This is a genomic window from Streptomyces sp. NPDC059201, assembly GCF_042754585.1.
GTDB lineage: Bacteria > Actinomycetota > Actinomycetes > Streptomycetales > Streptomycetaceae > Streptomyces.
The window spans coordinates 1-26,604 of the sequence record NZ_JBHZBB010000012.1; the positions used below are offsets into that span (position 1 = coordinate 1).

At 72.0% G+C, this 26,604-nt stretch carries 19 protein-coding genes; 11 read left to right on the forward strand and 8 right to left on the reverse strand.

Annotated features, from left to right (window positions below; translation table 11 throughout):
* Window positions 1-172 precede the first annotated feature (172 nt).
* Window positions 173-1,351, reverse strand: coding sequence for a glycerophosphoryl diester phosphodiesterase membrane domain-containing protein (locus ACFXMG_RS31295; RefSeq protein ID WP_383828275.1), 1,179 nt, complete (start codon window positions 1,349-1,351; stop codon window positions 173-175).
* A 378-nt stretch (window positions 1,352-1,729) separates the two neighbouring features.
* Between ACFXMG_RS31295 and mtrA the strand changes: the two genes are divergently transcribed.
* The 6 genes from mtrA to ACFXMG_RS31325 all read left to right on the forward strand — a co-directional run bounded on the left by mtrA (window position 1,730) and on the right by ACFXMG_RS31325 (window position 9,192).
* Window positions 1,730-2,407 (forward strand): two-component system response regulator MtrA, encoded by a 678-nt coding sequence (mtrA, locus tag ACFXMG_RS31300; protein ID WP_030498730.1) that lies wholly within the window; start codon window positions 1,730-1,732, stop codon window positions 2,405-2,407.
* A 1-nt stretch (window position 2,408) separates the two neighbouring features.
* Window positions 2,409-4,415 (forward strand): MtrAB system histidine kinase MtrB, encoded by a 2,007-nt coding sequence (gene mtrB / locus ACFXMG_RS31305; RefSeq protein WP_383828277.1) that lies wholly within the window; start codon window positions 2,409-2,411, stop codon window positions 4,413-4,415.
* Window positions 4,405-6,273 carry an LpqB family beta-propeller domain-containing protein gene (locus ACFXMG_RS31310; RefSeq protein ID WP_383828279.1) on the forward strand — a complete coding sequence of 623 codons (1,869 nt, stop codon included), beginning with the start codon at window positions 4,405-4,407 and terminating at the stop codon, window positions 6,271-6,273. Before mtrB ends, ACFXMG_RS31310 begins: the two co-directional genes overlap by 11 nt.
* Before the next feature lie 109 nt (window positions 6,274-6,382).
* Entirely contained in the window at window positions 6,383-7,207 is an 825-nt protein-coding gene (locus ACFXMG_RS31315; RefSeq protein ID WP_383828281.1) for a ComF family protein, read from the forward strand.
* A gap of 294 nt (window positions 7,208-7,501) precedes the next feature.
* Complete coding sequence (gene hpf, locus ACFXMG_RS31320; RefSeq protein ID WP_383828283.1) at window positions 7,502-8,188, forward strand: ribosome hibernation-promoting factor, HPF/YfiA family; 687 nt, start codon at window positions 7,502-7,504, stop codon at window positions 8,186-8,188.
* Window positions 8,189-8,427: 239 nt separating this feature from the next.
* A complete protein-coding gene (locus ACFXMG_RS31325) occupies window positions 8,428-9,192 on the forward strand; it encodes a response regulator (RefSeq protein ID WP_383828285.1) in 765 nt (254 codons plus the stop codon).
* Between the two features lie 13 nt (window positions 9,193-9,205).
* On the opposite strand, the gene ACFXMG_RS31330 is transcribed toward ACFXMG_RS31325, so the two are convergent.
* Complete coding sequence (locus ACFXMG_RS31330; RefSeq protein ID WP_383828287.1) at window positions 9,206-10,423, reverse strand: winged helix-turn-helix domain-containing protein; 1,218 nt, start codon at window positions 10,421-10,423, stop codon at window positions 9,206-9,208.
* Between the two features lie 9 nt (window positions 10,424-10,432).
* Window positions 10,433-11,071 carry a GNAT family N-acetyltransferase gene (locus tag ACFXMG_RS31335; protein ID WP_383828289.1) on the reverse strand — a complete coding sequence of 213 codons (639 nt, stop codon included), beginning with the start codon at window positions 11,069-11,071 and terminating at the stop codon, window positions 10,433-10,435.
* Window positions 11,072-11,311: 240 nt separating this feature from the next.
* Here ACFXMG_RS31335 and secA point away from each other — a divergent pair, with 240 nt between their 5' ends.
* A complete protein-coding gene (gene secA / locus ACFXMG_RS31340) occupies window positions 11,312-14,119 on the forward strand; it encodes a preprotein translocase subunit SecA (protein ID WP_383828291.1) in 2,808 nt (935 codons plus the stop codon).
* 53 nt (window positions 14,120-14,172) lie between these two features.
* Here secA and ACFXMG_RS31345 read toward each other — a convergent pair whose 3' ends face one another.
* Window positions 14,173-14,514: an Rv3235 family protein gene (locus tag ACFXMG_RS31345; protein ID WP_383828293.1), complete on the reverse strand. Its 342-nt coding sequence runs from the start codon at window positions 14,512-14,514 to the stop codon at window positions 14,173-14,175.
* Window positions 14,515-14,997: 483 nt separating this feature from the next.
* On the opposite strand from ACFXMG_RS31345, the gene ACFXMG_RS31350 reads away from it, so the two are divergent.
* Entirely contained in the window at window positions 14,998-15,504 is a 507-nt protein-coding gene (locus ACFXMG_RS31350) for a DUF6912 family protein (RefSeq protein WP_383828295.1), read from the forward strand.
* A gap of 24 nt (window positions 15,505-15,528) precedes the next feature.
* A complete protein-coding gene (locus tag ACFXMG_RS31355) occupies window positions 15,529-16,191 on the forward strand; it encodes an HAD family hydrolase (RefSeq protein WP_383828297.1) in 663 nt (220 codons plus the stop codon).
* A 76-nt stretch (window positions 16,192-16,267) separates the two neighbouring features.
* On the opposite strand, the gene ACFXMG_RS31360 is transcribed toward ACFXMG_RS31355, so the two are convergent.
* Entirely contained in the window at window positions 16,268-16,822 is a 555-nt protein-coding gene (locus tag ACFXMG_RS31360; RefSeq protein WP_383828299.1) for a DJ-1/PfpI family protein, read from the reverse strand.
* A gap of 420 nt (window positions 16,823-17,242) precedes the next feature.
* On the opposite strand from ACFXMG_RS31360, the gene ACFXMG_RS31365 reads away from it, so the two are divergent.
* A complete protein-coding gene (locus ACFXMG_RS31365) occupies window positions 17,243-22,204 on the forward strand; it encodes an NAD-glutamate dehydrogenase (protein WP_383828301.1) in 4,962 nt (1,653 codons plus the stop codon).
* 86 nt (window positions 22,205-22,290) lie between these two features.
* Here the strand turns inward: ACFXMG_RS31365 and ACFXMG_RS31370 are convergent, their stop codons facing one another.
* The 3 genes from ACFXMG_RS31370 to ACFXMG_RS31380 are packed head-to-tail and all read right to left on the reverse strand — an operon-like array spanning window position 22,291 to window position 25,451.
* Window positions 22,291-23,658 carry a glycosyltransferase 87 family protein gene (locus tag ACFXMG_RS31370; protein WP_383828303.1) on the reverse strand — a complete coding sequence of 456 codons (1,368 nt, stop codon included), beginning with the start codon at window positions 23,656-23,658 and terminating at the stop codon, window positions 22,291-22,293.
* A gap of 34 nt (window positions 23,659-23,692) precedes the next feature.
* Window positions 23,693-24,523 carry an ABC transporter ATP-binding protein gene (locus ACFXMG_RS31375; RefSeq protein WP_383828305.1) on the reverse strand — a complete coding sequence of 277 codons (831 nt, stop codon included), beginning with the start codon at window positions 24,521-24,523 and terminating at the stop codon, window positions 23,693-23,695.
* A complete protein-coding gene (locus ACFXMG_RS31380; protein WP_383828307.1) occupies window positions 24,516-25,451 on the reverse strand; it encodes an ABC transporter permease in 936 nt (311 codons plus the stop codon). The genes ACFXMG_RS31375 and ACFXMG_RS31380 overlap by 8 nt, the downstream gene beginning before the upstream one ends.
* Before the next feature lie 168 nt (window positions 25,452-25,619).
* Here ACFXMG_RS31380 and ACFXMG_RS31385 point away from each other — a divergent pair, with 168 nt between their 5' ends.
* Complete coding sequence (locus ACFXMG_RS31385; RefSeq protein WP_383828309.1) at window positions 25,620-26,240, forward strand: TetR/AcrR family transcriptional regulator; 621 nt, start codon at window positions 25,620-25,622, stop codon at window positions 26,238-26,240.
* Window positions 26,241-26,604: the final 364 nt, after the last annotated feature.

Sequence of the window (26,604 nt, forward strand, 5' to 3'; positions counted from 1 at the left end):
GTACTGCAGGGGGGACCCTGTGGGAGAGTAGGACGCCGCCGAACAATCATTGTGGGAAAGCCCCGCACCTCATGGTGCGGGGCTTTTCTGCGTTCCGGGGGCGGTTCTCGAAGGCACTTGAAGGCATGCGAAAAGCTCCCGCCCTCTCGGACGGGAGCTTTTCTCGGGTGGGTCAGTGCTCGGCGGCGGGGGTGGAGGCCGCCTTCGCGAGTTCCAGGTCCAGGGCTTCGCGGCGGATGCGCTGGTCGACGTACAGGAAGACCGTGACGCCGGCGGCGATGGGGTACGAAAGGGCGCTGGTGATGATGCCGCCGATCGCCATGACGATCAGATAGGCCCAGCTGAGGGAGGAGCCGCCGTCCACGGCGAAGGCGATCGCCGTGAAGGGGATCGTCAGGATCATCGTGAAAATCATGATGAGGAGCTGGGTCAGCAGCGTGATGCCGAAGATACGCCACCAGGAGCCGCGGACCAGCTTCGCGGAGCGCTTCAGCGCCGCGACGATGCCCTGGCGCTCCAGCATCAGGGCCGGGGAGGCCAGGCTGAAGCGGATCAGCAGCATGATGATGACGGCGAACGCGGCCGTACCACCGAGGAAGGCCAGCGTCGCGCCGCCCGCGCCGCCCAGGAGCAGGCCCGGGAGCATCGCCACGAAGGCGAGGGCTCCGGCGCCCAGCGGCAGGGCCAGGGACAGGACGAGGAGCTGCGGCAGCCGGGGGCTCGCCTCCTTCCACGCCTCGGACAGCGTGACCGGCCGGCCGAGGATGGCCCGGCTGACCACCACGGTGAGCAGCGCGCTCGTGAAGACCGAGGCGGCGACGGAGACCAGCATCGTCGGGGCCAGCTCGGTGAAGGAGGCCCGGAGGTAGCCGGAGAGCGCCTCCAGCTGTTCCGCGGGGGTCGCGTCCGCGTGCAGGACCGGCGGCTCCGTGGCGAGGTAGCGCTGGACGACCACGAGGGCGAGCTGGGCGACGACGGCCACGGGGACCGTGACGGCCAGCACCGTCCGCCAGTAGCGGCGGAGCGTCGCCACCGCGGCGTCGAGGATCTCGCCGACGCCCAGCGGGCGGAGCGGGATCACGCCCGGCTTGGCGACCGGCGGGGCGCCGTGGCCGTTCCAGCCGCGCTGCGGGGGCGGGGTTCCCCACGCCCGGCCACGGGCCTGCGGCCGGTTCGGACCGCCGGGCGGCGGGGACCACTGGCCGGCGGGCGGCTGGTCCTTCGACCACTGGGGAGCGGAGTCGGCGGAGCCGTTCGTATCCGAAGGGGAGGACTGTTCCGGGATCACGGAGCCGTCCTGGCCGTCGGAAGGGGCAGATCCGGGCGTGTTCCGGCCCGGAGTGTCGTTCACGGTCGTCCACCTCGAAGGTTTTGGGTCGCGGTGCCGGTCGGCGAACCGGCTCGGTCACGGCGGCCGTCCACGGTCGGGCGGCGGGCCGGCTGCCATCGTGTCACGAGGGGCCCCGCCACGGGCCGGGGCGGAACGCCTTCTTTCCCGTACCCCTTTTTCGCCCCTCCGGGCACGAAGGTTCTTCCGGAAACGTGGGCGTTCGGCGTTCGGCGGGGTACGGTTCTGGGCGACCGCGGGGGCACGGGGGGTGACAGTCGTTACTGGCGGCGCGGCGCGCGGACACGGGGAGTCAGGGGGCCCGGCCGATGCGTTGTCGCAGGTCAGTGAGGTATCTCACCAGCCGCCTTGAGACTGATACGGAAATGGGATGATGTCGATATGAAGGGACGCGTTCTCGTCGTCGACGACGACACCGCACTGGCCGAGATGCTCGGGATCGTGCTCAAGGGTGAAGGGTTCGAGCCGTCGTTCGTCGCTGACGGAGACAAGGCTCTCGCCGCTTTTCGGGAGGCCAAGCCGGACCTGGTGCTGCTGGACCTGATGCTGCCCGGAAGGGACGGCATCGAGGTGTGCCGGCTCATCAGGGCCGAGTCAGGCGTGCCCATCGTGATGCTGACGGCCAAGAGCGACACCGTCGACGTCGTCGTGGGCCTGGAGTCCGGGGCCGACGACTACATCGTCAAGCCGTTCAAGCCGAAGGAGCTCGTCGCCCGCATCCGTGCGCGGCTGCGGCGCTCCGAGGAGCCCGCGCCGGAGCAGCTCACCATCGGTGACCTGGTCATCGACGTGGCGGGGCACTCCGTGAAGCGGGACGGGCAGTCGATCGCGCTGACGCCGCTGGAGTTCGACCTGCTGGTCGCGCTCGCGCGCAAGCCGTGGCAGGTGTTCACGCGTGAGGTGCTCCTGGAGCAGGTCTGGGGCTACCGGCACGCGGCCGACACCCGGCTGGTGAACGTGCATGTCCAGCGGCTGCGCTCGAAGGTCGAGAAGGACCCGGAGCGGCCGGAGATCGTGGTCACCGTGCGCGGTGTCGGCTACAAGGCGGGACCGAGCTGATATGAGCAAGGGCAGTGCTGCTCCGGAGTCCCGGGACCCCGGGGGCCGTACGGGGCGGGCTGCCGGACCGGGACGGGGGGGCTCGCGTTCCGGCCGCCTGAGGCGCGGTGGACGGCTCCTCCAGGACGGGACGCCGGGCGGACGGTTCTTTCGGATCGTCGCCCGGCTGGTGCGTCGGCCGCTGCTGCCGGCCGTCCGCCTGTGGCGGCGGAACATCCAGCTGCGGGTCGTCGCGGGCACCCTCCTGATGTCCCTCGGTGTGGTGCTGCTGCTGGGCCTGGTCGTCATCGGTCAGGTCCGCAACGGTCTGCTCGACACCAAGGAGAAGGCCGCCCAGATCCAGGCCGCGGGCGGGTTCTCCGCCGCGCAGGACCGGGCGGCGACCACGCCGTCCGTGCCCGGCCAGGATGGTGTGCGGGCCGGTTCCTCGGTGAACTGGCGCTCCACGCTCGTGGAGCAGCTCGCCAGCGGTGGCCAGAGCGCGTTCAACGTGGTGGCGCTGTCGCTGGACTCCGGTGACACAGCGAGCCGGGGTGCCCGCGCCTCGGGCGAGGTCGACCCGGTGCGGTCCGTCCCCACCGCCCTGCGGCACATGGTGTCGGGGGGCAACGTGCCGTACCAGAAGTTCGGCCGCATCCACTACACCAGCGACAAGCTGTCCGAGCCGGGGCTCGTGATCGGCAAGCGGCTCAACGACGCCGAGGGCAAGCAGTACGAGCTCTACTACCTCTTCCCGCTGAGCCAGGAGGAGGACTCGCTCGACCTGGTGAAGACGACCCTGGCGACCGCTGGGCTCTTCGTGGTGGTGCTGCTCGGGGCGATCTCCTGGTTCGTGGTGCGGCAGGTCGTCACGCCCGTACGGATGGCGGCCGGGATCGCCGAGCGGCTCTCCGCCGGACGGCTCCAGGAGCGGATGAAGGTCACCGGCGAGGACGACATCGCGCGCCTCGGCGAGGCGTTCAACAAGATGGCGTCCAACCTCCAGCTCAAGATCCAGCAGTTGGAGGAGCTGTCGCGGATGCAGCGGCGGTTCGTCTCGGACGTCTCGCACGAGCTGCGGACGCCGCTGACGACCGTCCGGATGGCGGCCGACGTCATCCACGAGGCCCGGGTCGACTTCGACCCCGTCACCGCGCGCTCCGCGGAGCTCCTCGGCGACCAGCTGGACCGCTTCGAGTCGCTGCTCTCCGACCTCCTGGAGATCAGCCGCTTCGACGCGGGCGCCGCCGCCCTGGAGGCCGAGCCGATCGACCTGCGGCAGGTGGTGCGCCGGGTCATCGGCGGCGCCGAGCCGCTGGCCGAGCGGAAGGGCACCCGGATCGTGGTCGTCGGCGACGAGCAGCCGGTGGTGGCCGAGGCGGACGCCCGCCGGGTCGAGCGCGTGCTGCGCAACCTGGTCGTCAACGCCGTCGAGCACGGGGAGGGCCGGGACGTCGTGGTGAAGCTGGCCGCGGCCGGCGGGGCCGTCGCCGTCGCCGTACGCGACTACGGCGTCGGTCTCAAGCCGGGCGAGGCGACCCGGGTCTTCAACCGCTTCTGGCGGGCCGACCCGGCACGCGCGCGTACCACCGGCGGAACGGGCCTCGGCCTGTCGATCGCCGTCGAGGACGCGCGGCTGCACGGCGGCTGGCTCCAGGCGTGGGGCGAGCCCGGCGGCGGGTCGCAGTTCCGGCTCACACTGCCGCGGACGGCCGACGAGCCGCTGCGGGGATCGCCGATACCCCTGGAGCCGGAGGACTCCCGGCGCAACCGGGAGCAGGCGGCAGCGGGGCGGGCGCGGGAGACCGGGCGTACGGCCTCGGTACCGGCCCAGCCGGCCGGGGAGCGGCCTCCGCTGCCCCCCGTGACGCCGCGGATCCCGGCGCCGCCGAGGGCGGCCGTCGACCCGGCGGCGCTGCCAGGCAACGGCGCCCGGGTGGTGGCGCGGACGGCGGCGGACACGGAGCAGGGCCAGGGCATGGGCACGGCGGGGAACGCGGAGCGGGAGGACGGCACACGTGAGCGCTGACGTGCGGCGGACGGGGCGGGGAAGGGGCGGACGCGCGCTGGTGCTCGCCGCCTGCGGCGGGCTCCTGGCGACGGGCTGCGCCACCATGCCCGACAGCGGCGAGGTCCGGGCGGTACGGGGGGCCAACCCCGGCGACTCGCAGGTGCGGGTCTACGCGGTCGCCCCCCGGGAGAACGCCAACCCGGACGACATCGTCGACGGCTTCCTGGAGGCCATGACCAGTGACGACCCCGGGTTCTCGACCGCCCGCAAGTACCTGACCCGGTCCGCGGCCAAGAGCTGGAAGCCGGAGCAGAGCATCACCGTGCTCGCCACCGCGCCCGACCGGCAGCCGGCCGACCGCAACGCGGACCCCGAGAACCAGGGGCGCGCGTACCCGATCTCGGGCAAGAAGATCGCGACCGTCGACGCCCGGCACGCGTACCAGCCGAACAGTCCGCTGGAGTACGCGAAGGCGATCCACGTCGTGCAGGAGCCCGTGGCCGACGGCAAGGACAAGGAGTGGCGGATCGACAGCCTGCCGCCCGGTCTGGTGCTGGGCGAGGCCGACTTCCTGCGGAACTACCGCTCGGTCAACACGTACTACTTCGCGTCCGGCGAGGACCTGCTCGTCGCCGACCCCGTCTACATCCGGCAGCGCCAGGACCCGGTCACCCGGATGGACCCGGTGACGCAGACCGTGAAGGCGCTCCTGGCGGGACCGACGCACTGGCTGCGGCCGGCCGTCGACTCGCCCTTCCCGTCCGGTACGCAGCTGAAGAACGGCGTCACCACGCTGACGACGGACGACCAGTCCACGCTCAAGGTGCCGCTGAACGTGAAGGCCGACCGGTTCGGCGGCGAGGTGTGCCGGCGGCTCGCGGCCCAGCTGCTCGTCACCCTCGGCGACCTGCCCTCGGTACGGGCCGACCAGCTGGAGCTCCAGGACGTCGAAGGCGACGTCGTATGCCGGCTGGGGAAGCAGCAGGCGGCGGACTTCGAGGCGGTCAGGGACACGGGCCAGGACGAGACCTCGTACTTCGTCGACGACGACGGCAAGATGATGGCGCTCGCCGCCAGCGGGAAGGACCAGGTCGCCCCGGCCCCGGTGCCGGGGCCGCTGGGCAAGGGCGTGGTGCCGCTGGACTCGGTCGCGGTGGCCCGCGGCGGGACCCGGGCGGCGGGGGTCTCGAAGGACGGCAGCGCGCTGTACGTCTCCTCGATCACGACCGAGCAGGAGCAGCCGCCGCCGGTGCTCAAGACCAAGGCCCCGGTGACGTCGGAGTCCCGGGACCGGCTGTCGCAGCCCAGCTGGGACGGGCGGGGCGACCTGTGGGTCGCCGACCGCGCCATGGGGCATCAGCGGCTGGTGGTCGTGCCCGACGGCACCGGCAAGTGGATCGAGGTCCGTACGCCCTGGCTGACGGACGACACCCGGGTCGAGTCGCTGCGGGTCTCCGCGGACGGGGTGCGGATCGCGCTCCTGATCACCCGGGACGGGAAGACCACCCTCCAGATCGGCCGGATCGAGCGCCAGGACGGCGCGGACGAGCCGGTCGTGTCCGTACGGGAGCTCCAGGCGGCCGCGCCGCGCATGGAGTCGGTCTCGTCCGTCTCCTGGGCGGGGCCGAGCCGGCTCGTCGTGGTCGGGCGTGAGGCCGGTGGCGTGCAGCAGATCCGCTACGTCCAGACGGACGGCTCCACCTCCGCGAGCTCGGTGCTGCCGGGCCTCAACGGGGTCAGCGCGGTGGCCGCGCCGTACCGGGAGAGCCAGCCGCTGGTCGCCGCCTCGGGCAACGACGGCATCGTGCGGCTGATGCCGGGCGCGAACTGGCAGCCGGTGGTGAAGTCCGGGACGGTGCCGGTCTATCCCGGGTAGGGAGCGGGCGGGTAGGTGGGACCCGGCCGGGTAGGTAGCGCGCCGGGTTGTCCACAGGGCGTTGTCCACAGGGGTGGCGGGGGGCCTCGGGCGCGGTCAGAGTGGGGCCATGCGGGGCTGGTGGCGCGAGATCTCCGGGCTGGTGCTGCCCGTCGCCTGCGAGGGCTGCGGGGCGCCTCGCGGCGGGGGCTTGTGCGAGCGGTGCGCGGGCGCGCTGGCCGGGCTGGGGGCCGGTCGCGTGCGGCCCGCGCGGGAGCCGGCGGGGCTGCCGGTGGTGCACGCCGCTGTGCCGTACGAGGGGGCGGTACGGGAGCTGCTGATCGCCCACAAGGAGCGCGGGGCGCTGGGGCTCGCAGGGGCGCTGGGCGGAGCGCTCGCGGGGGCCGTGGAGGCCGCTGTGGGCCCCGTGGGTGGCGCGGGGGAGCGGCCGCTGCTCCTGGTGCCGGTGCCGTCCTCGCGGCGCTCGGTGCGGGCGCGGGGGCACGATCCGACGCGGCGGGTGGCGCTGGCCGCGGCGGCGCGGCTGCGGCGGGTGGGGCGGCCCGCGCGGGTGGTGCCGGTGCTGCGGCAGGGGCGGGCCGTGGCGGACCAGGCGGGGCTCGGCGCGCGCGGGCGGCGGGCGAATCTGGCCGGGGCGCTGGAGGTGGTGCCGGGCGGTGCGAGGCCGCTGGCGGCCGGACGGGTGCTCCTCGTGGACGACCTGATGACCACCGGCGCGACGCTCGCGGAGGCGGCGCGCGCCCTCGGAGCCGTACACCCTCCGTTCACCGGGAGAACGGCGGGAGGAACGGGAAGATCGAGAAGTCCCGGAAGTGATTTCGCGCAGCACGAATTCGAACAGCGGGTGGCGGCTGTGATCGCATCATCTCCCGCTTCGTTCGAAATAAACCGGAACTCGCCAGGAACTTGGATCGTTGCAGGTGGTGAGAGGTGAAAGCCTCCGAATGGAGGTAAGTCTCGGCAGCGGGTGCCGACACCCGTCCGAAGGGGCTATGTTCGGTTGTGAGGAAGGGTGAAAGCCCTCCCCCTCACTGCATACATGGTTGCGCACAGGACAGGAGTTAAAGGCGAATTAACCTCTCGTCGATGGGGTGGCGATCTTGTCGACCGGGGAGGAGGAGGTCGAAGTCGCCAAGTCCGAGCCCCGGTGAGAACCGCCGGGGCTGGTGCAAAGGGAGATGCCCGTCGGCCTAGGAGCCGAGCGGGCGATCCGGGAACGGAGTTCTGCGTGGACATCGTCGTCAAGGGCCGCAAGACCGAGGTGCCCGAGCGGTTCCGCAAGCACGTGGCCGAGAAGCTGAAGCTGGAGAAGATCCAGAAGCTCGACGGCAAGGTGATCAGCCTCGACGTCGAGGTGTCCAAGGAGCCCAACCCGCGGCAGGCCGACAGGTCGGACCGCGTGGAGATCACCCTCCACTCCCGAGGCCCGGTCATCCGGGCGGAAGCGTCGGCCGGCGACCCGTACGCGGCCCTCGACCTGGCCAGCGACAAGCTGGAGGCCAGGCTCCGCAAGCAGCACGACAAGCGCTACACCCGACGGGGCAACGGACGGCTCTCCGCGGCGGAGGTCGCCGACGTCGTCCCCGGTGTCGCCCAGCTGAACGGCCAGGGCGAGCTCGTCGCCGACGAGACCGGCGGCGAGGTGCCCACCACGATGATGGGCTCGATCGAGGTCCAGGGCGAAGGCCCGCTGGTGGTCCGCGAGAAGACGCACCGGGCCGCCGCGATGGGACTCGACCAGGCCCTCTACGAGATGGAACTGGTCGGGCACGACTTCTACCTCTTCGTCGACGCCGAGACCAAGCAGCCGAGCGTCGTCTACCGGCGCCACGCCTACGACTACGGCGTCATCCACCTGGAGAACGACCCGCTCGCCGAGACCAGCGGCGGCGCGGGCGGTGCGCTCGGCGGCTGACCCGTCGAACGGCTGACCGGCCCACCCGGCCGTCCCGTACCGCACCACCCGCCACATGTGTCCCTACCGGTGCCCCTGGAGCGCTCCCCGCGCCCCCCAGGGGCACCCCTGTGCGCGCAGGGGGCCACCCCGGCACCGCCCGGGCATGAAATCATGGCGTGCACGCCAACCGGTGCTTCCCGGGCAGTGGTTGGAGGACCGGAAACGAATTCAGGCCACGGCCTTCAGGGGGAGGAACGATGGCAGACAGCTTCGGCCCGGTGCTCAGCGGGCACGAGCGCGGCGCGCTCGCCCATGAGGGTGCTACGGAAGGATCGGAATCGGCCAACGAGGTCTATCGCAAGGAACCGATCCGGGTGCTCGTCGTGGACGACCACGCGCTTTTCCGGCGCGGGCTGGAGATCGTCCTCGCGCAGGAGGAGGACATCCAGGTCGTCGGCGAGGCCGGTGACGGGGCCGAGGCGGTCGACAAGGCGGCGGACCTGCTGCCCGACATCGTCCTGATGGATGTGCGGATGCCCCGGCGCGGCGGCATCGAGGCGTGCACGGCCATCAAGGAGGTCGCCCCCAGCGCGAAGATCATCATGCTGACGATCAGCGACGAGGAGGCCGACCTCTACGAGGCGATCAAGGCGGGGGCGACCGGATACCTGCTCAAGGAGATCTCCACCGACGAGGTCGCCACCGCGATCCGCGCGGTGGCGGACGGGCAGTCGCAGATCAGCCCCTCCATGGCCTCGAAGCTCCTCACCGAGTTCAAGTCGATGATCCAGCGCACCGACGAGCGCCGGCTCGTCCCCGCGCCCCGGCTCACCGACCGCGAACTGGAGGTGCTGAAGCTCGTCGCCACCGGCATGAACAACCGGGACATCGCGAAGGAGCTCTTCATCTCGGAGAACACGGTGAAGAACCACGTCCGGAACATCCTGGAGAAGCTCCAGCTGCACTCCCGCATGGAGGCCGTCGTGTACGCCATGCGGGAGAAGATCCTGGAGATCCGCTGAGACTCGGGATCCGCTAGGCGTCCAGGGCCTTGGTGAGGAGCGGGGTCAGGGCCGGCGGGTCGACGCGCTCCGGGCGTACCGCGTCGCAGCCGACCCATCCGGCGGCCTCGCGGAGGGCCTGGGCCACGGCGGGGACGGCCTTCGGGCCCTCCAGGGAGACCTGCTTGGCGACCAGGGTGCGGCCCTCGCGGGCCGGGTCCACCCGGCCGACCAGGCGGCCGCCGGCGAGGACCGGCATCGCGAAGTAGCCGTGCACCCGCTTCGGCTTCGGCACGTACGCCTCCAGGCGGTGGGTGAAGCCGAAGATCCGCTCCGTGCGCGCCCGCTCCCAGATCAGCGAGTCGAAGGGGGAGAGGAGCGTCGTGCGGTGCCGGCCGCGCGGCTCCGTGGCCAGCGCCGCCGGGTCCGCCCAGGCCGGCTTCCCCCAGCCCTCCACCGTCACCGGCACCAGGCCCGAGTCCGCGACCACCGCGTCGAACTGCTCCGCCTTGAGCCGGTGGTAGTCGGCGATGTCCGTGCGCGTGCCGACGCCCAGCGCCTCGCCCGCCTGCCGCACCAGCCGCCGTACGCACTCGGTGTCGTCGTACGCGTCGTGCCGCAGCGGCTCCGGGATCGCGCGCTCCGCCAGGTCGTACACGCGCTTCCAGCCGCGCCGCTCGGTGACGACGACCTCGCCGTACATCAGCGCCCGCTCGACCGCGATCTTCGTGTCGGACCAGTCCCACCACTCGCCCTTGTTCTTGGCGCCGCCCAGCTCCGTCGCGGTCCGCGGGCCCTCGGCCCTGAGCTGGTCGATCACCTTGGCGTAGGAGCCGTCGGAGAGGTCGTGGTGCCAGTGCGGGCGGTCGCGGTAGGCGCGGCGGCGGAAGGCGAAGAGCGGCCACTCCTCGACCGGCAGGATGCAGGCGGCGTGCGACCAGTACTCGAAGGCGTGCCCGTCCGACCAGTACGCCTCCTCCACCGCCGTCCGGCCGACCGCGCCGAGGCGCGCGTACGGGATCAGCTCGTGCGAGCGGGCCAGCACCGAGATGGTGTCCAGCTGGACCTGGCCGAGGTGACGGAGTACCCCGCGGACCCCGGCCCGGCGGTCCGGGGCCCCGAGGAAGCCCTGGGCGCGCAGGGCGATCCGGCGGGCCTCGGCGGCGGAGAGTTCGGCGGCGGGCTTCGGAGCGGGCTTCGGCGCGGCGGTCTTCGGCGCGGGCTTCGGGGCGGTCTTCGGCTCGGTCGTCATGCGGAAACCCTAGGCCCCGGGACCGACAGTGCCGGAGCCCTCCGGGGTGGCCGCCCGGGGGTCCACGGAGGGCGGCGCCTCGCGCGGCGGGAGGTACGGGAGCGGGCTCGGCAGGCCGAAGTCGGAGGGGAGCAGGGAGCCGACCCAGGCGTCCCGGAGCGTGCCGTTGTGCAGCAGGCCCGCGCGCTGGACGCCCTCCATGGTGAAGCCGACCCGCTCGGCCACCGCGCGCGAGCCGGTGTTGCCGATCTCGGCGTGCCAGATGAGGCGGACGCAGCCGAGGCCGGTGAAGGCCCAGTGGGCGGCCGCCCGTACCGCCTCCGTCATGTAGCCCTGGCCGCGGTGGCCGGGGGCCAGCCAGAAGCCGACCTCCCAGACGCCGCCGCCTCGGTTGTGCAGGCCGGTGGCGGCCAGCAGCGGGCCGCCGTCGAGCGGCTCGACGGCGAAGCTGTAGTCGGTGTCCTCGCGCCAGCCGTCGGGGACGAGCCGGTTCAGGAAGAAGGTGGCGGCCTCGCGGGTGTACGGATCCGGGACGGTCGTCCAGCGGCGGATGGCGGGGTCCTGGCAGTGGGCGTACACGATGTCCTCGTCCTCGGGGACGAAACCGCGGAGCCGGAGGCGTTCGCAGGTGAGCGTGATGGGATCCATGCCCGGATTGTGGGGACCCTTCCCCCCGGAAGCGAACACTTTTCGGAGGGCGCGGCACCTTCCGACCGCCTCAGGCGTTCTCTATTGCGGGCGGGCGTGCGGTGACGGCCCGGCGGGCCTCCCTCCGTGAGGGTGGTCTCGCTTACGATGGCCGTTGCGGTGGGGACCACCTGCCGTGCCCGCGCTCGTGTCCGTGACAAGACCCAGTGCCAGGCCCGACCGGCAAGGAGACCAGCCTCAGTGTCCGTCTTCAACAAGCTCATGCGTGCAGGCGAAGGCAAGATCCTGCGCAAACTGCACCGCATCGCGGACCAGGTCGCCTCCATCGAAGAGGACTTCGTCAACCTCTCCGACGCCGACCTGCGGGCCCTCACGGAGGAGTACAAGCAGCGGTACGCCGACGGCGAGAGCCTCGACGACCTGCTGCCCGAGGCGTTCGCCACCGTGCGCGAGGCCGCCAAGCGCGTCCTCGGCCAGCGCCACTACGACGTCCAGATCATGGGCGGCGCCGCGCTGCACCTCGGCTACGTCGCCGAGATGAAGACCGGTGAGGGCAAGACCCTCGTCGGCACGCTGCCGGCGTACCTGAACGCGCTGTCCGGCAAGGGCGTCCACCTGATCACGGTCAACGACTACCTGGCCGAGCGCGACTCCGAGATGATGGGCCGGGTCCACAAGTTCCTGGGTCTCCAGGTCGGCTGCATCCTCGCCAACATGACGCCGGCGCAGCGCCGTGAGCAGTACGCCTGCGACATCACGTACGGCACGAACAACGAGTTCGGCTTCGACTACCTGCGCGACAACATGGCCTGGTCGAAGGACGAGCTCGTCCAGCGCGGCCACAACTACGCGTGTGTCGACGAGGTCGACTCGATCCTCGTCGACGAGGCCCGTACGCCGCTGATCATCTCCGGCCCCGCCGACCAGGCCACCAAGTGGTACGGCGACTTCGCGAAGCTGGTCACCCGCCTCACCAGGGGCGAGCCCGGCAACCAGCTGAAGGGCATCGAGGAGACCGGCGACTACGAGGTCGACGAGAAGAAGCGCACCGTCGCCATCCACGAGGCCGGTGTCGCCAAGGTCGAGGACTGGCTCGGCATCGACAACCTCTACGAGTCGGTCAACACCCCGCTCGTCGGCTACCTGAACAACGCCATCAAGGCGAAGGAACTGTTCAAGAAGGACAAGGACTACGTCGTCATCGACGGCGAGGTCATGATCGTCGACGAGCACACCGGCCGTATCCTCGCCGGCCGCCGCTACAACGAGGGCATGCACCAGGCCATCGAGGCCAAGGAGGGCGTGCAGATCAAGGACGAGAACCAGACGCTCGCCACGATCACCCTCCAGAACTTCTTCCGCCTCTACGACAAGCTGTCCGGCATGACCGGTACGGCCATGACCGAGGCGGCCGAGTTCCACCAGATCTACAAGCTCGGCGTCGTCCCGATCCCGACGAACAAGCCGATGCAGCGCAAGGACCAGTCCGACCTGATCTACCGGACCGAGGTCGCGAAGTTCGCCGCCGTCGTCGACGACATCGTCGAGAAGCACGAGAAGGGCCAGCCGGTCCTCGTCGGCACCACCTCGGTCGAGAAGTCCGAGTACCTCTCGCAGCAGCTGTCCAAGCGCGGTGTCCCGCACGAGGTGCTGAACGCCAAGCACCACGAGCGCGAGGCGACCATCGTCGCCCAGGCCGGCCGTCGCGGCGCCGTCACCGTCGCCACGAACATGGCCGGCCGCGGTACCGACATCAAGCTCGGCGGCAACCCGGACGACCTCGCCGAGGCGGAGCTGCGCCAGGCGGGTCTGGACCCGGTCGAGCACGTCGAGGAGTGGGCCGCGGCCCTCCCCGCCGCCATGGAGCGCGCCGAGAAGGCCGTGAAGGCGGAGTTCGAGGAGGTCAAGGACCTCGGCGGGCTGTACGTGCTGGGCACCGAGCGCCACGAGTCGCGACGTATCGACAACCAGCTGCGCGGTCGTTCCGGCCGTCAGGGCGACCCCGGCGAGTCCCGCTTCTACCTGTCGCTCGGGGACGACCTGATGCGCCTGTTCAAGGCGCAGATGGTCGAGCGCGTCATGGCCATGGCCAACGTGCCGGACGACGTGCCGATCGAGAACAAGATGGTCACGCGCGCGATCGCCTCCGCGCAGTCGCAGGTCGAGACCCAGAACTTCGAGACGCGTAAGAACGTCCTGAAGTACGACGAGGTGCTGAACCGGCAGCGCGAGGTCATCTACGGCGAGCGCCGCCGCGTCCTGGAGGGTGAGGACCTTCAGGAGCAGATCCACCACTTCATGGACGACACCATCGACGACTACATCGGCCAGGAGACCGCCGAGGGCTTCGCCGAGGAGTGGGACCTCGACCGGCTGTGGGGCGCGTTCAAGCAGCTCTACCCGGTGAAGGTCACCGTCGAGGAGCTCGAGGACACGGCGGGCGACCGCGCGGGCATCACGGCGGAGTTCATCGGCGAGTCCATCAAGGACGACATCCACGAGCAGTACGAGGCGCGCGAGACGCAGCTCGGCTCGGAGATCATGCGTGAGCTGGAGCGCCGGGTCGTCCTCTCGGTCCTCGACCGCAAGTGGCGCGAGCACCTCTACGAGATGGACTACCTCCAGGAGGGCATCGGCCTGCGGGCGATGGCGCAGAAGGACCCGCTGGTCGAGTACCAGCGCGAGGGCTTCGACATGTTCACCGCGATGATGGAGGGCATCAAGGAGGAGTCCGTCGGCTACCTGTTCAACCTGGAGGTCCAGGTCGAGCAGCAGGTCGAGGAGGTTCCGGTGCAGGCCGGCGCGCCGTCCCTGGACAAGGGCGAGGCCGTGCCGGCGGGCGGTCGCCCGGAGATCCGCGCGAAGGGGCTCGACGCGCCGCAGCGGCCGGACCGGCTGCACTTCTCCGCGCCGTCGGTGGACGGTGACGGAGGCGTCGTCGAGGGCGACTTCGCCTCGGACGGCGACGGTGAGTCCGGTGACGGGCTGACGCGGGCGGAGCGCCGCAAGGCGCAGAAGAACGCGGGCGGGCGTCGCCGCAAGAAGTAACCGCCTGAGAGTGGTCGAAGGGCCCCGCCGGATCCATCCGGCGGGGCCCTTCGTCATGGCTGGGGGCCGCCGCCGACGAGCCTGCCGAGGCCGTCCAGCTCGACGGCGGCGCATCGCCAGCGGTGGTCCCCGCCCCGCTCCAGGCGGAACGCGAGGGCGCGGACGCGGTGGCCGGCGGCGAGCGAGGCGAAGACCTCCAGGACGGAGTCCCCGGAGTGCGGCTGCGCTGCGCACCGCCGCAGCACCGGCCGGGGCCCGGGCCCGCGGGCCGTCGTCCTGGGCGCGAGCCGGACCAACTGCTCGTACGCCTCCCCGATGGTCAGCCCCAGCATCGAGTGCACCGGCCGCTCCCCACTGAGCACGGCGAGCAGCCGCTCCGCGAACGCGGTGTGCACCGGGAGAGCGCGACGGGCGCCCCCACCGCTCCCGCAGCCCGGCCGCCCGCCCCGGGCGCCCTGCACGGGCACACCGGCGCGAGGGGGACGGCCTCCGGGGCCGCCTCCCGCGTGCGCGGGGCCACCCGGGGCGCCGTGGTGGCGCGGGGCGGCCCCGGAGGCCCGTCCGACGGGCGACGGGGCGTGGTGTGGCGCGGGTGTGGCGGGGGCGGCGGGTGTCGGTGTCGCGGGGTGGGGGGTCGGGGTCGGGTGGGTGTGGCGCATGGGGGATCCCTTCGGAGGGTGACTGGGTGGTACCGGTCGGTAACTTTCCGTGGGGATCTTGTACTGGGGGTGGTTCGGTTGCCGCAAGGGTGTCGGGGGTGGGGGTGGATACGGTGAGTGATTCACCTATCAGGGGGGTGGGGGGTTGCGGGTGGACATACCGGGGTGGTGGGGGCGGACGTATCCTGAGGGCGTTTCCGACTACGAAAGCGGCCAGCCATGCGGGTGTACGTTCCACTGACCCTTCCCGGTCTCGCGCAGGCGCACAAGGCGGGGGAGCTGGGGCCCGGTCCGCTGACCGCCTACGCCGTCACGCCCGCGCTGCGCGAGTGGTACGTCTCCGACGACATCGAGGAGCTGGAGTACGCGGCGCTCAGCCGTGCCGCCGCCGCCTCGCTGCGGCTCGTCGCGGGTGACCCTGAGGCGCCGCGCCGCCGGGTGGTCGTCGCCGTCGACGTCGCCGACAAGGACGCCGCCGCGGACCCGGACCGGGGGCTCGACGCCGGCGCCATCGGCGAGGTGCGGCTCTCCGCCGCCGTGCCGCTCGCCAAGGCCGCCGCCGTGCACGCCGACGCGGACGACGCCGAGGCGGACGTCACCGCCGCCGCCGCCGCGCTCGGCGCCGCCGACCAGGGCGACGACGACGCGCAGTTCGTCGTGGACGGGGCCGAGGACCACGAGCTGCTCTGGTTCGGGATCCAGGAGATCCCCTCCCTCCTCGGCTGAGGTCCCGGCCTGTACCGTCGCTCCATGGGGAAGCAGCGCAACGGGAAGCATCTGGTCTGGGACTGGAACGGCACCCTGCTCGACGACATCGGCGCCGTCATCGGCGCCACCAACGCCGCCTTCGCGGAGCTCGGCCTCGAACCGCTCACCCTGGAGCGGTACCGCGAGCTGTACACCGTCCCGGTGCCGAGGTTCTACGAGCGGCTGATGGGCCGGCTGCCCACCGACGCCGAGTGGCTCCTCATGGACGGCACCTTCCACCGGCACTACTGGGAGCGGGCGGAGGGCTGCGCGCTGACCTCGGGCGCCGCCGAGCTGCTGGCCGCGCGCCAGACCACCGGGGCCACCCAGTCGCTGCTCTCGCTCGCGCCCCACGCGGAGCTGCTGCCGCTGGTGCGGCGGCACGGGATCGCGGAGCGCTTCGTCCGGGTCGACGGGCGCACCGACCGGTCCACCGACGGCAAGTCGGCCAACATGGTGCGCCACCTGGAGGCGCTGGCCGTCCCGGCCGAGCGGATCGTCGTCATCGGCGACGCGGCCGACGACGCGGTGGCGGCCGCGCACGTCGGGGCGAAGGCCGTGCTGTTCACCGGCGGCTCGCACAGCCGGGCCTCGCTGGAGCGCGTCGGCGTGCCGGTCGTGGACTCCCTGGAGGAGGCCGTCGCGGTCGCGGAGGAGCTCGTGTAGCTCGTGCAGCGGCGCGCGTAACGAGGCGTACGGGGGTGTGCGGGGCCGTCCGTCACGACGGCCCCGCCCCCCCGCCTCAGCCCTTCGCGCGCAGCACCTTCAGGAACTCGCGCATCCACGTCGGGTGGTCCGGCCACGCGCGCGAGGAGACCAGCAGGCCGTCGACGACCGCCGCCGCGTCCTGGAACTCGGCCCCCGCCGCCTGCATGTCCAGTTCGAGCGCCGGATACGAGGTGACCCGGCGCCCCTCCAGGCCGCCGACCGCCGCCGTCAGTAGCGGGCCGTGACAGATCTGGGCCACCGGCTTGTCCGCGTCGAAGAATGACTTGAGGATCTTGCGGAGCTCCGGGTCGTTGCGCAGGTACTCCGGGGCGCGGCCGCCCGGGATCACCACGGCCACGTAGTCGCCCGGGTCGACCTCCGAGAAGGCCAGGTCGGCGGGCCAGGTGTAGCCGGGCTTCTCCGTGTACGTGTCGTAGCCGGGTTCGAAGTCGTGGACCACGAACCGCAGCTGCTTGCGCGCCGGAGCGGCGATGTGGACCTCGTACCCTTCTTCGAGCAGACGCTGGTACGGGTACAACACCTCCAGCGATTCCGCCGCGTCCCCCGTCACGATCAAGATCTTCGCCATGCCTCTCCCGCATTCAGAGCTGGTCGGTGGTCTTCGTGCTCGCGTCCACGCTGCACCGTTCCGCGCGATCCGCCAAGAGTGCATGTGTCGCTGTCCAGAACGTCAAACTTCCACCCCCGCTTTTGTACACATACGGCTCATGACGGGGCAGGGGGCTTGAGCGATAGGCTTTTCCCGTGATCAGCGCGATACGCCGCGGGGGCAGTGCGGCCCCCGGCTGCCGCCCGGTCCGCTCACGCGGCCGGGCCGTCCGTGCGTTCGCCGATCCCCTCCGTCCGGAATCGCCGCTCTCCGTGGCCGGTTTCCATCCGGGCATCTCTCAGCCGGGCATAACGTCGACTTCGACCGGAATCACCGCGTCGAGGCGTTCTGCCCTACCCACCGACGTCACGCAACGGCGCGCGACAGGAGTCAGAGGACATGCAGACCAAGCTGGACGAAGCAAAGGCCGAGCTGCTCGAGAGGGCCGCCCGTGTAGCTGAGCACAGCCCGGTCGGGGGGCGACTTCCGACGGGCCCGGAGGGCGAGCGCCCGGACCGGGACAACGTGCTCGACTACCTCCAGCGCTACTACCTGCACACCGCCCCCGAGGACCTCTCCGACCGCGACCCGGACGACGTCTTCGGTGCCGCGCTCGCCCACTACCGGCTCGCGGAGAAGCGCCCCCAGGGCACCGCGAACGTCCGTGTGCACACCCCGACGGTCGAGGAGAACGGCTGGACCAGCAGCCACTCCGTCGTCGAGGTCGTCACCGACGACATGCCGTTCCTCGTCGACTCCGTCACCAACGAGCTCTCCCGCCAGGGCCGCGGCATCCACGTCGTGATCCACCCACAGGTCCTCGTCCGCCGTGACATCACCGGCAGGCTCATCGAGGTCCTGTCGACCCAGATCCACGGCGAGCTGCCGCACGACGCGCTCGCCGAGTCCTGGATCCACGTCGAGATCGACCGCGAGACCGACAAGGCCGACCTCAAGCAGATCACCGCCGACCTGCTCCGCGTCCTCTCCGACGTCCGCGAGACCGTCGAGGACTGGGAGAAGATGCGCGACGCCGCGCTGCGCATCGCCGAGGGCCTCGCCGCCGAGCCCACCGCCTCCGACCTGCGGCCCACCGAGGTCGAGGAGGCGCAGGAGCTGCTGCGCTGGCTCGCCGACGACCACTTCACCTTCCTCGGCTACCGCGAGTACGAGCTGGTCGACGGCGACGCGCTCGCCGCCGTCCCCGGCACCGGCCTCGGCATCCTGCGCTCCGACCCGCACCACACAGACGGCGAGTCCGGCCACCACGCCCACCCGGTATCCCCGTCCTTCAGCCGGCTGCCCGCCGACGCCCGCGCCAAGGCCCGCGAGCACAAGCTGCTCATCCTGACGAAGGCCAACAGCCGCTCGACCGTGCACCGCCCCTCGTACCTCGACTACGTCGGCGTGAAGAAGTTCGACGCCGACGGCAACGTCATCGGCGAGCGCCGCTTCCTCGGCCTCTTCTCGTCCGCCGCGTACACCGAGTCCGTGCGCCGCGTCCCCGTCGTCAAGCGCAAGGTCCAGGAGGTGCTGGCCGGCGCCGGCTTCTCCCCGAACAGCCACGACGGCCGCGACCTGCTCCAGATCCTGGAGACCTACCCGCGCGACGAGCTGTTCCAGACCCCGGTCGACCAGCTCCAGGCCATCGTCACCAGCGTCCTGTACCTCCAGGAGCGGCGCCGGCTGCGGCTCTACCTGCGCCAGGACGAGTACGGCCGCTACTACTCGGCCCTCGTCTACCTGCCGCGCGACCGCTACACCACCCGCGTCCGGCTGCGGATCATCGACATCCTCAAGGAGGAGCTGAACGGCGCCTCCGTCGACTTCACCGCCTGGAACACCGAGTCGATCCTCTCCCGCCTCCACTTCGTCATCCGCGTCGAGCCCGGCACCGTCCTCGCCGCCCTCACCGACGCCGACGTGGACCGCATCGAGGCCCGGCTCGTCGAGGCCGCCCGCTCCTGGGCCGACGGCTTCGGCGAGGCCCTCAACGCCGAGTTCGGCGAGGAGCGCGCCGCCGAGCTGCTGCGCCGCTACGGCAACGCCTTCTCCGAGGGCTACAAGGCGGACCACTCGCCGCGCGCCGCCGTCGCCGACCTCGTCCGCATGGAGGCCCTCGCCGCCAGCGGCAAGGACTTCGCGCTCTCCCTCTACGAGCCCGTCGCCGCCGGCCCCGGCGAGCGCCGCTTCAAGATCTACAAGACCGGCGAGCAGGTCTCCCTCTCCGCCGTCCTGCCGGTCCTCAACCGCCTCGGCGTCGAGGTCACCGACGAGCGCCCGTACGAGCTCCGCTGCGCCGACCGCACCCACGCGTGGATCTACGACTTCGGCCTGCGGATGCCCGTACCCACCGGCAACGGCGGCGACTACGCCGGCGACGACGCCCGCGAGCGCTTCCAGGACGCCTTCTCCGCCACCTGGACCGGCGAGGCCGAGAACGACAACTTCAACTCCCTCGTCCTCTCCGCCGGGCTCACCTGGCGCGAGGCGATGGTGCTGCGCGCCTACGCCAAGTACCTCCGCCAGGCCAGCTCGCCGTTCAGCCAGGACTACATGGAGGACACCCTCCGCAACAACGTCCACACCACCCGGCTGCTCGTCTCCCTCTTCGAGGCCCGGATGGCCCCGGGGCGGCAGCGCGCCGGCACCGAGCTGACCGACGGCATCCTGGAGGAGCTGGACGGCGCCCTCGACCAGGTCGCGAGCCTGGACGAGGACCGGATCCTGCGGTCCTTCCTCACCGTCATCAAGGCGACGCTGCGGACCAACTTCTTCCAGAAGTCGGCGGACGGCCGCCCGCACTCGTACGTCTCCATGAAGTTCGACCCGCAGGCCATCCCCGACCTGCCGGCGCCGCGCCCCGCCTTCGAGATCTGGGTGTACTCGCCCCGCGTCGAAGGCGTCCACCTGCGCTTCGGCAAGGTCGCCCGAGGCGGCCTGCGCTGGTCCGACCGGCGCGAGGACTTCCGTACCGAGATCCTCGGCCTGGTCAAGGCGCAGATGGTGAAGAACACCGTCATCGTGCCCGTCGGCGCCAAGGGCGGCTTCGTCGCCAAGCAGCTCCCGGACCCCACCGTGGACCGGGACGCCTGGCTGGCCGAGGGCGTCGCCTCGTACAAGACCTTCATCTCGGCGCTGCTCGACATCACCGACAACCTGGTCGCCGGCGAGGTCGTGCCGCCGCTCGACGTGGTCCGCCACGACGAGGACGACACCTACCTCGTCGTCGCCGCCGACAAGGGCACCGCCACCTTCTCCGACATCGCCAACGGCGTCGCGGAGGCGTACGGCTTCTGGCTCGGCGACGCCTTCGCCTCCGGCGGCTCCGCCGGCTACGACCACAAGGGCATGGGCATCACCGCCCGCGGCGCCTGGGAGTCCGTCAAGCGGCACTTCCGCGAGCTCGGCCACGACACCCAGACCGAGGACTTCACCGTCGTCGGCGTCGGCGACATGTCCGGCGACGTCTTCGGCAACGGCATGCTGCTCTCCGAGCACATCCGCCTGGTCGCCGCCTTCGACCACCGCCACATCTTCATCGACCCGACCCCGGACGCGGCCACCTCGTACGCCGAGCGCCGCCGCCTCTTCGAGCTGCCCCGCTCCTCCTGGGCCGACTACGACACCTCGCTGCTCTCCGCGGGCGCCGGCGTCTACCCCCGTACCGCCAAGTCGATCCCGGTCAACGCCCAGACGCGGGCCGCGCTCGGCATCGAGGAGGGCGTCACCAAGCTGACCCCCGCCGAGCTGATGAAGTCCATCCTCCAGGCCCCCGTGGACCTGCTGTGGAACGGCGGCATCGGCACCTACGTGAAGTCCTCCGCCGAGGCCAACGCCGACGTCGGCGACAAGGCCAACGACCCCATCCGCGTCGACGGCCACGACGTCCGCGCCAAGGTCGTCGGCGAGGGCGGCAACCTCGGCGCCACCCAGCTCGGCCGCATCGAGTTCGCCCGCGCCGGCGGCCCCGCGCGCGAGGGCGGCAGGATCAACACCGACGCCATCGACAACAGCGCCGGCGTCGACACCTCCGACCACGAGGTCAACATCAAGATCCTGCTCAACGGGCTCGTCGCCGAGGGCGACATGACCGTCAAGCAGCGCAACAAGATCCTCGCCGAGATGACCGACGAGGTCGGCCGGCTCGTCCTGCGCAACAACTACGCGCAGAACACCGCCCTCGCCAACGCCGTCGCCCAGTCGCCCTCCCTGCTCCACGCCCACCAGCGCTTCATGCGCCGCCTGGGCCGCGACGGGGCGCTCGACCGCTCGCTGGAGTTCCTGCCCAACGACCGGCAGATCCGCGAGCTGCTCAACAACGAGCGGGGCCTCAGCCAGCCCGAGCTCGCCGTCCTCCTCGCGTACACCAAGATCACGGTGGCCGACGAGCTGATCGGCACCGGGCTCCCCGACGACCCGTACCTGGCCGGCCTGCTCCACGCCTACTTCCCGACGCTGCTGCGCGAGAAGTTCGGCGAGGCCGTCGAGGGGCACGCGCTGCGCCGCGAGATCATCACCACGATCCTGGTCAACGACACCGTCAACACCGGCGGCTCCACCTTCCTGCACCGCCTCCGCGAGGAGACCGGCGCGTCGCTGGAGGAGATCGTGCGGGCCCAGACCGCGGCCCGGGCCATCTTCCGGCTCAGTGAGGTCTGGGACGCCGTCGAGGCCCTGGACAACCAGGTCCCGGCCGAGGTCCAGACCCGGATGCGGCTGCACTCCCGCCGGCTCGTCGAGCGCGGCACCCGCTGGCTGCTCAACAACCGGCCGCAGCCGCTGGAGATCGGCGAGACCATCGACTTCTTCGCGGAGCGGGTCGGCCAGGTCTGGTCGCGGATGCCCGAGCTGCTGAGCGGCGCGGACCAGGAGTGGTACCGCTCGATCCTCGACGAGCTGACCGGCTTCGGCGTCCCGGAGGAGCTGGCGCTGCGCGTCGCGGGCTTCTCCTCCGCCTTCCCGACGCTCGACATCGTCGCGATCGCCGACCGCACGGACAAGGACCCGCTGGCCGTCGCCGAGGTCTACTACGACCTCGCCGACCGCCTGCGGATCACCGACCTGATGGACCGGATCATCGAGCTGCCGCGGGCCGACCGCTGGCAGTCCATGGCCCGCGCCTCCATCCGCGAGGACCTCTTCGCCGCCCACGCGGCGCTCACCTCCGACGTCCTGACCGCCGGCGAAGGCACCTCGACGCCCGAGGAGCGCTTCAAGGCGTGGGAGGAGCGGAACGCGGCGATCCTGGGCCGCGCCCGGACGACCCTGGAGGAGATCCAGGGCTCGGACACCTTCGACCTGGCGAACCTGTCGGTGGCCATGCGGACGATGCGGACGCTGCTGCGCACGCACAGCTAGTCGGGTGATGCCCCGATGCCCCAAGGGCCCCGCCGGAAGCCTCGCGCTTCCGGCGGGGCCCTTCGGCCTTTCCCGGTGCGGTCAGGTCACTCTTGTACGGGGGTCACCGTGGCCTTCCACAGGCGGTGGGCGGCGACGGCGGTCGCGGCGAGGAGCAGGGCGTTGCGGAGCACCATCACGGTCAGGCCGGCGGGGGTGCCGGCGACGACGTCGGCGTAGAGGACGGGGTACGCGAGGGCGCTGAGCGCCGCCGCCGGGAGCAGGAGCAGGGCCACCGGGCGCATCACCGTCCGGCGGGAGGTCAGGCAGACGGCGGCGAGACCGAGGAGCCAGACCATGTACTGGGGGCTGATCACCCGGCTCGTGACGGTGAAGAGCAGGACGGCGGCGAGGGCCGCGTCGAGCGGGGTCGCCTCGGTCCAGCGGGTGGCCCGGAGCCGCCACAGCACCAGCCAGACGACGGCGGCGACGGTCAGCAGGAGGAAGAGGTGGCCGAGGGTGGAGACGTACGGGCCGACGTACTCGTACGCCCCGTAGCGGATCTCCGCCGCCCCCGGCCACAGTCCGGCCGCCCGGCCGAGGGCGAGCGCGGTGCCGCCCAGGGACTCGATCTGGATGCCCCGGGCGCCCTGCTGGCGCAGGAAGCCGAGCGAGTCGGAGAAGCAGAGCGCGAGGACGCCGAGCAGGGTGGCGGCGGTGACCACGGCGGCCGTCCACGCCTCGCGGGTGGTACGCCCCCGGGGCGTGCCGATCAGGGCGAGCGCCGGCCACACCTTGACCATCGCGCCGAGCCCGGCGAGCGCGCCGCCGAGCCGGTGGGCGGCGGGGGAGCGGCCCTTGAGCACGAGGAGGGCGAGGACGGCGAGGGCGGTGGCCTGGACGTCGTACCGGGCGAGTGGCAGATGGAGGAGCAGCGGCAGGGCGCAGACCCAGTACCAGGCGCCGTGCGTGAGCCGGGAGCGGTCGGCGACGGCCAGGCCGAGGGTGACGGCGGCGTCGGCGAGCAGGGTCAGGACGACGAACGCCTGGGTGTAGCCGAGCCAGGGCATCAGCAGCCCCGGCGCCATGATCACCAGCCCGGCGCCGGGCGGGTACTGCCAGGTCGGGTCGGCGGGCGGGAAGGTGCCGTCGGCGAAGAGCCCGTACCAGTGGCGGTAGAGGAGCTGCACCTCGTTGCCGACCCCGCCGATGCCGAGGCTGTCGCTCGCGAGCAGCGCCAGCATGCCCACGCGGGTGAGCAGCCAGACGGCACAGAGGGCGAGGGCGGGGCCGTGCCCGACCGTGACGAAGGTGGCGGAGGTGAAGGTGTCCGACTCGAAGGGGGAGCGGGTGAGGGAGGGGGGTGTGGGGGCGGTGGGGGCGGTGGAGCCTGTGGGGGTGGTGGGGCCTGTGGGGGTGGTGGGACCGGGACCGGAGGCGCGGGAGTGAGAGCGGGGGCGATCGGGCGTCGTCACGCTCTGACCTTAGGTCTGGTGTGAGGCGTATGTCTTATTTGCCTGGCTTGGTGGCGGCCGTCCTGGTGAACTCCTCGTACGCCGCCACCACCTCGTCCGCCGGCCCGTCCATCCGCAGCGTCCCCGCCTCCAGCCAGAGGGCCCGGTCGCAGGTCTCCCGGATGGTGGCGTTCGCGTGGGCGACGAGGAAGACCGTGCCGGCCGCCGCCCGCAGTTCCTCGATCCGTCGGCGGCTGCGGCGCTGGAAGCGGGCGTCCCCGGTGGCCAGGGCCTCGTCGATGAGGAGCACGTCGTGGCTCCGGGCGGTCGCGGAGATCGCGAAGCGGAGGCGGGCGTTCATGCCGGAGGAGTAGGTGCGGAGGGGGCGGGAGAGGACGTCGTCGGGGGTGGTGGCGTGCTTGGCCTTGGTCGGCGTGCGCTTTGGTGGTGTGGGCGGCGTTGTCGGTGTTGGCCGCGCTGTCGGTGGTCCTTCGGTGAGGCCCGAGAAGGCGACGATGTCGTCGTAGCGGGACTCGATCTCCGATCGGCTCAGGCCCATGGCGAGGCCGCCCAGGATGACGTTCCGCTCGCCGGAGAGGTCGCCCATCAGGGCCGCGTCGACGCCGAGGAGGGCGGGGCGGCCGCGGGTGTAGATAGTGCCGCTCTCCACCGGCTGGAGGCCCGCGATGGCCTTCAGGAGGGTGGATTTGCCCGATCCGTTCGAACCGATCAGGCCAATCGCCTCGCCGCGCCGGGCGACGAAGCCGACGCCCTTCACGGCGTGCACGCGGCGGATGCCGCCGGGGCCGGTGGGGACGGTGTAGGTGATGTGGACGCGGTCGGCGATGACGGTGGGGTCGGGGGTTGTCTTCTGTGTTTTAGCCACGGCCGTACGTCTCCTCTGCCTTCCAGAACCAGATGAAGCCGCCCACGAAGGCGAGCAGGGCCCAGCCGGCGGCCAGTGCCCAGACGTGGGGCGGGAGGTTGTCCGCGGTGAAGCTCTCGACGAGGGCGAAGCGGACGAGGTCGATGTAGACCGCCGCCGGATTGCACTGGAGGGCGAGGACCACGCCCTCCGGGAAGCGGCCGCTCTTCGCCATGGAGCCGAACGACCACATCACGCCCGAGACGTACATCCAGGTGCGCAGCACGAAGGGCATCAGCTGGCTGATGTCCGGGGTGCGGGCGGCGAGCCGGGCGAGGGCGAGCGAGACGCCGGCGTTGAACAGGGCCTGGAGCGCGACGGCCGGTACCGCGAGCAGCCAGCTCCAGGTCGGGAACTCGCCGAAGCAGACCAGGATCACGACGAGCGCGCCGAGCGACAGGAGCAGTTGCTGGAGCTGGAGCAGGGCGAGGGAGAGGGGCAGGCTCGCGCGGGGGAAGTGCAGGGCGCGGACGAGGCCGAGGTTGCCGCTGATCGCGCGGGTGCCGGCGGTCAGGGTGTTGGCGGTGAAGGTCCAGACGAAGACGCCGGTGAGGAGGAAGGGGATGTAGTCCGGGACGCCGTGCTGGACGTTCATCAGGACGCCGAACATCAGGTAGTACACGGCCGCGTTGAGCAGCGGGGTCATCAGCTGCCACAGCTGCCCGAGCTTGGCCTGGCTGTACTGGGCGGTCAGCCGGGCCGTCGCGAAGGCGGCGATGAAGTCGCGGCGGGACCAGAGCTGGCGGACGTAGGTGGGGAGGGGTGGGCGCGCGCCGCTGACGGAGAGGCCGTGGCGGCGGGCGAGGGCCCCGAGGTCCTCCTCGGGGTGCGGGGGAGCGGTCGGGGCGTGCGGAGCGGTCGGCGGCGGGGGCAGCAGTGTCTGGGTCACGTGCGGGCGCTTTCGACGGAGGGGCGCGGGGTGGTGGGTGGGTGCGGGGGCCCGTGCGTCCGGGAACGTCGGGACGGGTCCGTATCGTCGCTACGAGCGAGGTTAGGACGATTCGACGTCGGAACGCAACCGTATCGTCGTGACGTGGGTGGTGGTTAGGATGCCGCCATGAGCACCCCCACGCCCCGCCGCGCCCCCGCCGGAGCCGCCGTGCTCCGCGAGGACGTCACCGAGGCCATCCGCGCCGCCGTCTTCGAGGAACTCGCCACCGTCGGCTTCGCCCGGATGTCCATCGAGGGCATCGCGCGGCGGGCGGGGGTGGGGAAGACGGCCGTCTACCGGCGCTGGAAGTCCAAGCTGGCGCTCGTTCTCGACCTGGTGGGGGCGGTGGCCGCGCAGGGCCTGCCGACGCCTGCGACCGGCTCCCTGGAGGGGGATGTACGGGCCCTCCTCACCGTCGCGTCGCACGCGCTGCGTCACCCGATCGCGTCACAGGTCATCCCCGAACTGCTCGTCGAGGCGGCGCGGCAGCCGGAGATCGCGGAGCCGGTGCGGGCGGCGCTGCTCGACGGGCAGGAGGGGGTCGTCGCGCAGATCGTCCGCGAGGCGGTGGCCCGCGGCGAGCTCCCCGAGGGCACCGACCCCGCGAGCGCCCTCGACCTCATGGTCGGCCCCCTGTACTGGCGCCTGGTGGTCGCCCGCACGGACCCCCCGAAGGGCTACGTGGACGACCTCACCCACGCGACGGTGGCGGGGCTGCGGGCGCTGGGGGGTGGGGGCGGGGGGTGAGCTGAGGGGGCGGGGGTGCGGGCTGGCGCGGGCGGGTGCGGGTGCACGTGCGGGCTGGCGCTGGCGCGTGGTGGCAGGGTGCCGCTGCGCGGAGCCTTCCCCCACCCCGCCCCTTCCCGAAACCGGGGACAGGCCCCCGGACCCCCGAACGCAGCCCGGCCTGAGGCCGTACCAGCGGAGCCCCCCCGGGGAGCAAGGAAAGGGCCAGGAAAGCGGCGGCCAGACCGTTACCAGGCCCCGCACCCGGCCGTTGCCGGGCTGCCGCCCGTGGCTGCCGCCCGTGGCTGCCGCCCGTGGCTGCCGCCCGTGGCTGCCGCCCGTGGCTGCCGCCCGTGGCTGCCGCCCGTGGCTGCCGCCCGTGGCT

Bases quoted from the DNA above. Each gene is read 5' to 3' on its own strand.
- ACFXMG_RS31330 (WP_383828287.1), bottom strand. From the start codon at position 10,423: ATGACGACCGAGCCGAAGACCGCCCCGAAGCCCGCGCCGAAGACCGCC.
- ACFXMG_RS31315 (WP_383828281.1), top strand. From the start codon at position 6,383: ATGCGGGGCTGGTGGCGCGAGATCTCCGGGCTGGTGCTGCCCGTCGCC.
- ACFXMG_RS31335 (WP_383828289.1), bottom strand. From the start codon at position 11,071: ATGGATCCCATCACGCTCACCTGCGAACGCCTCCGGCTCCGCGGTTTC.
- mtrA (WP_030498730.1), top strand. From the start codon at position 1,730: ATGAAGGGACGCGTTCTCGTCGTCGACGACGACACCGCACTGGCCGAG.
- ACFXMG_RS31385 (WP_383828309.1), top strand. From the start codon at position 25,620: ATGAGCACCCCCACGCCCCGCCGCGCCCCCGCCGGAGCCGCCGTGCTC.
- ACFXMG_RS31350 (WP_383828295.1), top strand. From the start codon at position 14,998: ATGCGGGTGTACGTTCCACTGACCCTTCCCGGTCTCGCGCAGGCGCAC.
- ACFXMG_RS31325 (WP_383828285.1), top strand. From the start codon at position 8,428: ATGGCAGACAGCTTCGGCCCGGTGCTCAGCGGGCACGAGCGCGGCGCG.
- mtrB (WP_383828277.1), top strand. From the start codon at position 2,409: ATGAGCAAGGGCAGTGCTGCTCCGGAGTCCCGGGACCCCGGGGGCCGT.
- ACFXMG_RS31355 (WP_383828297.1), top strand. From the start codon at position 15,529: ATGGGGAAGCAGCGCAACGGGAAGCATCTGGTCTGGGACTGGAACGGC.
- ACFXMG_RS31365 (WP_383828301.1), top strand. From the start codon at position 17,243: ATGCAGACCAAGCTGGACGAAGCAAAGGCCGAGCTGCTCGAGAGGGCC.
- ACFXMG_RS31360 (WP_383828299.1), bottom strand. From the start codon at position 16,822: ATGGCGAAGATCTTGATCGTGACGGGGGACGCGGCGGAATCGCTGGAG.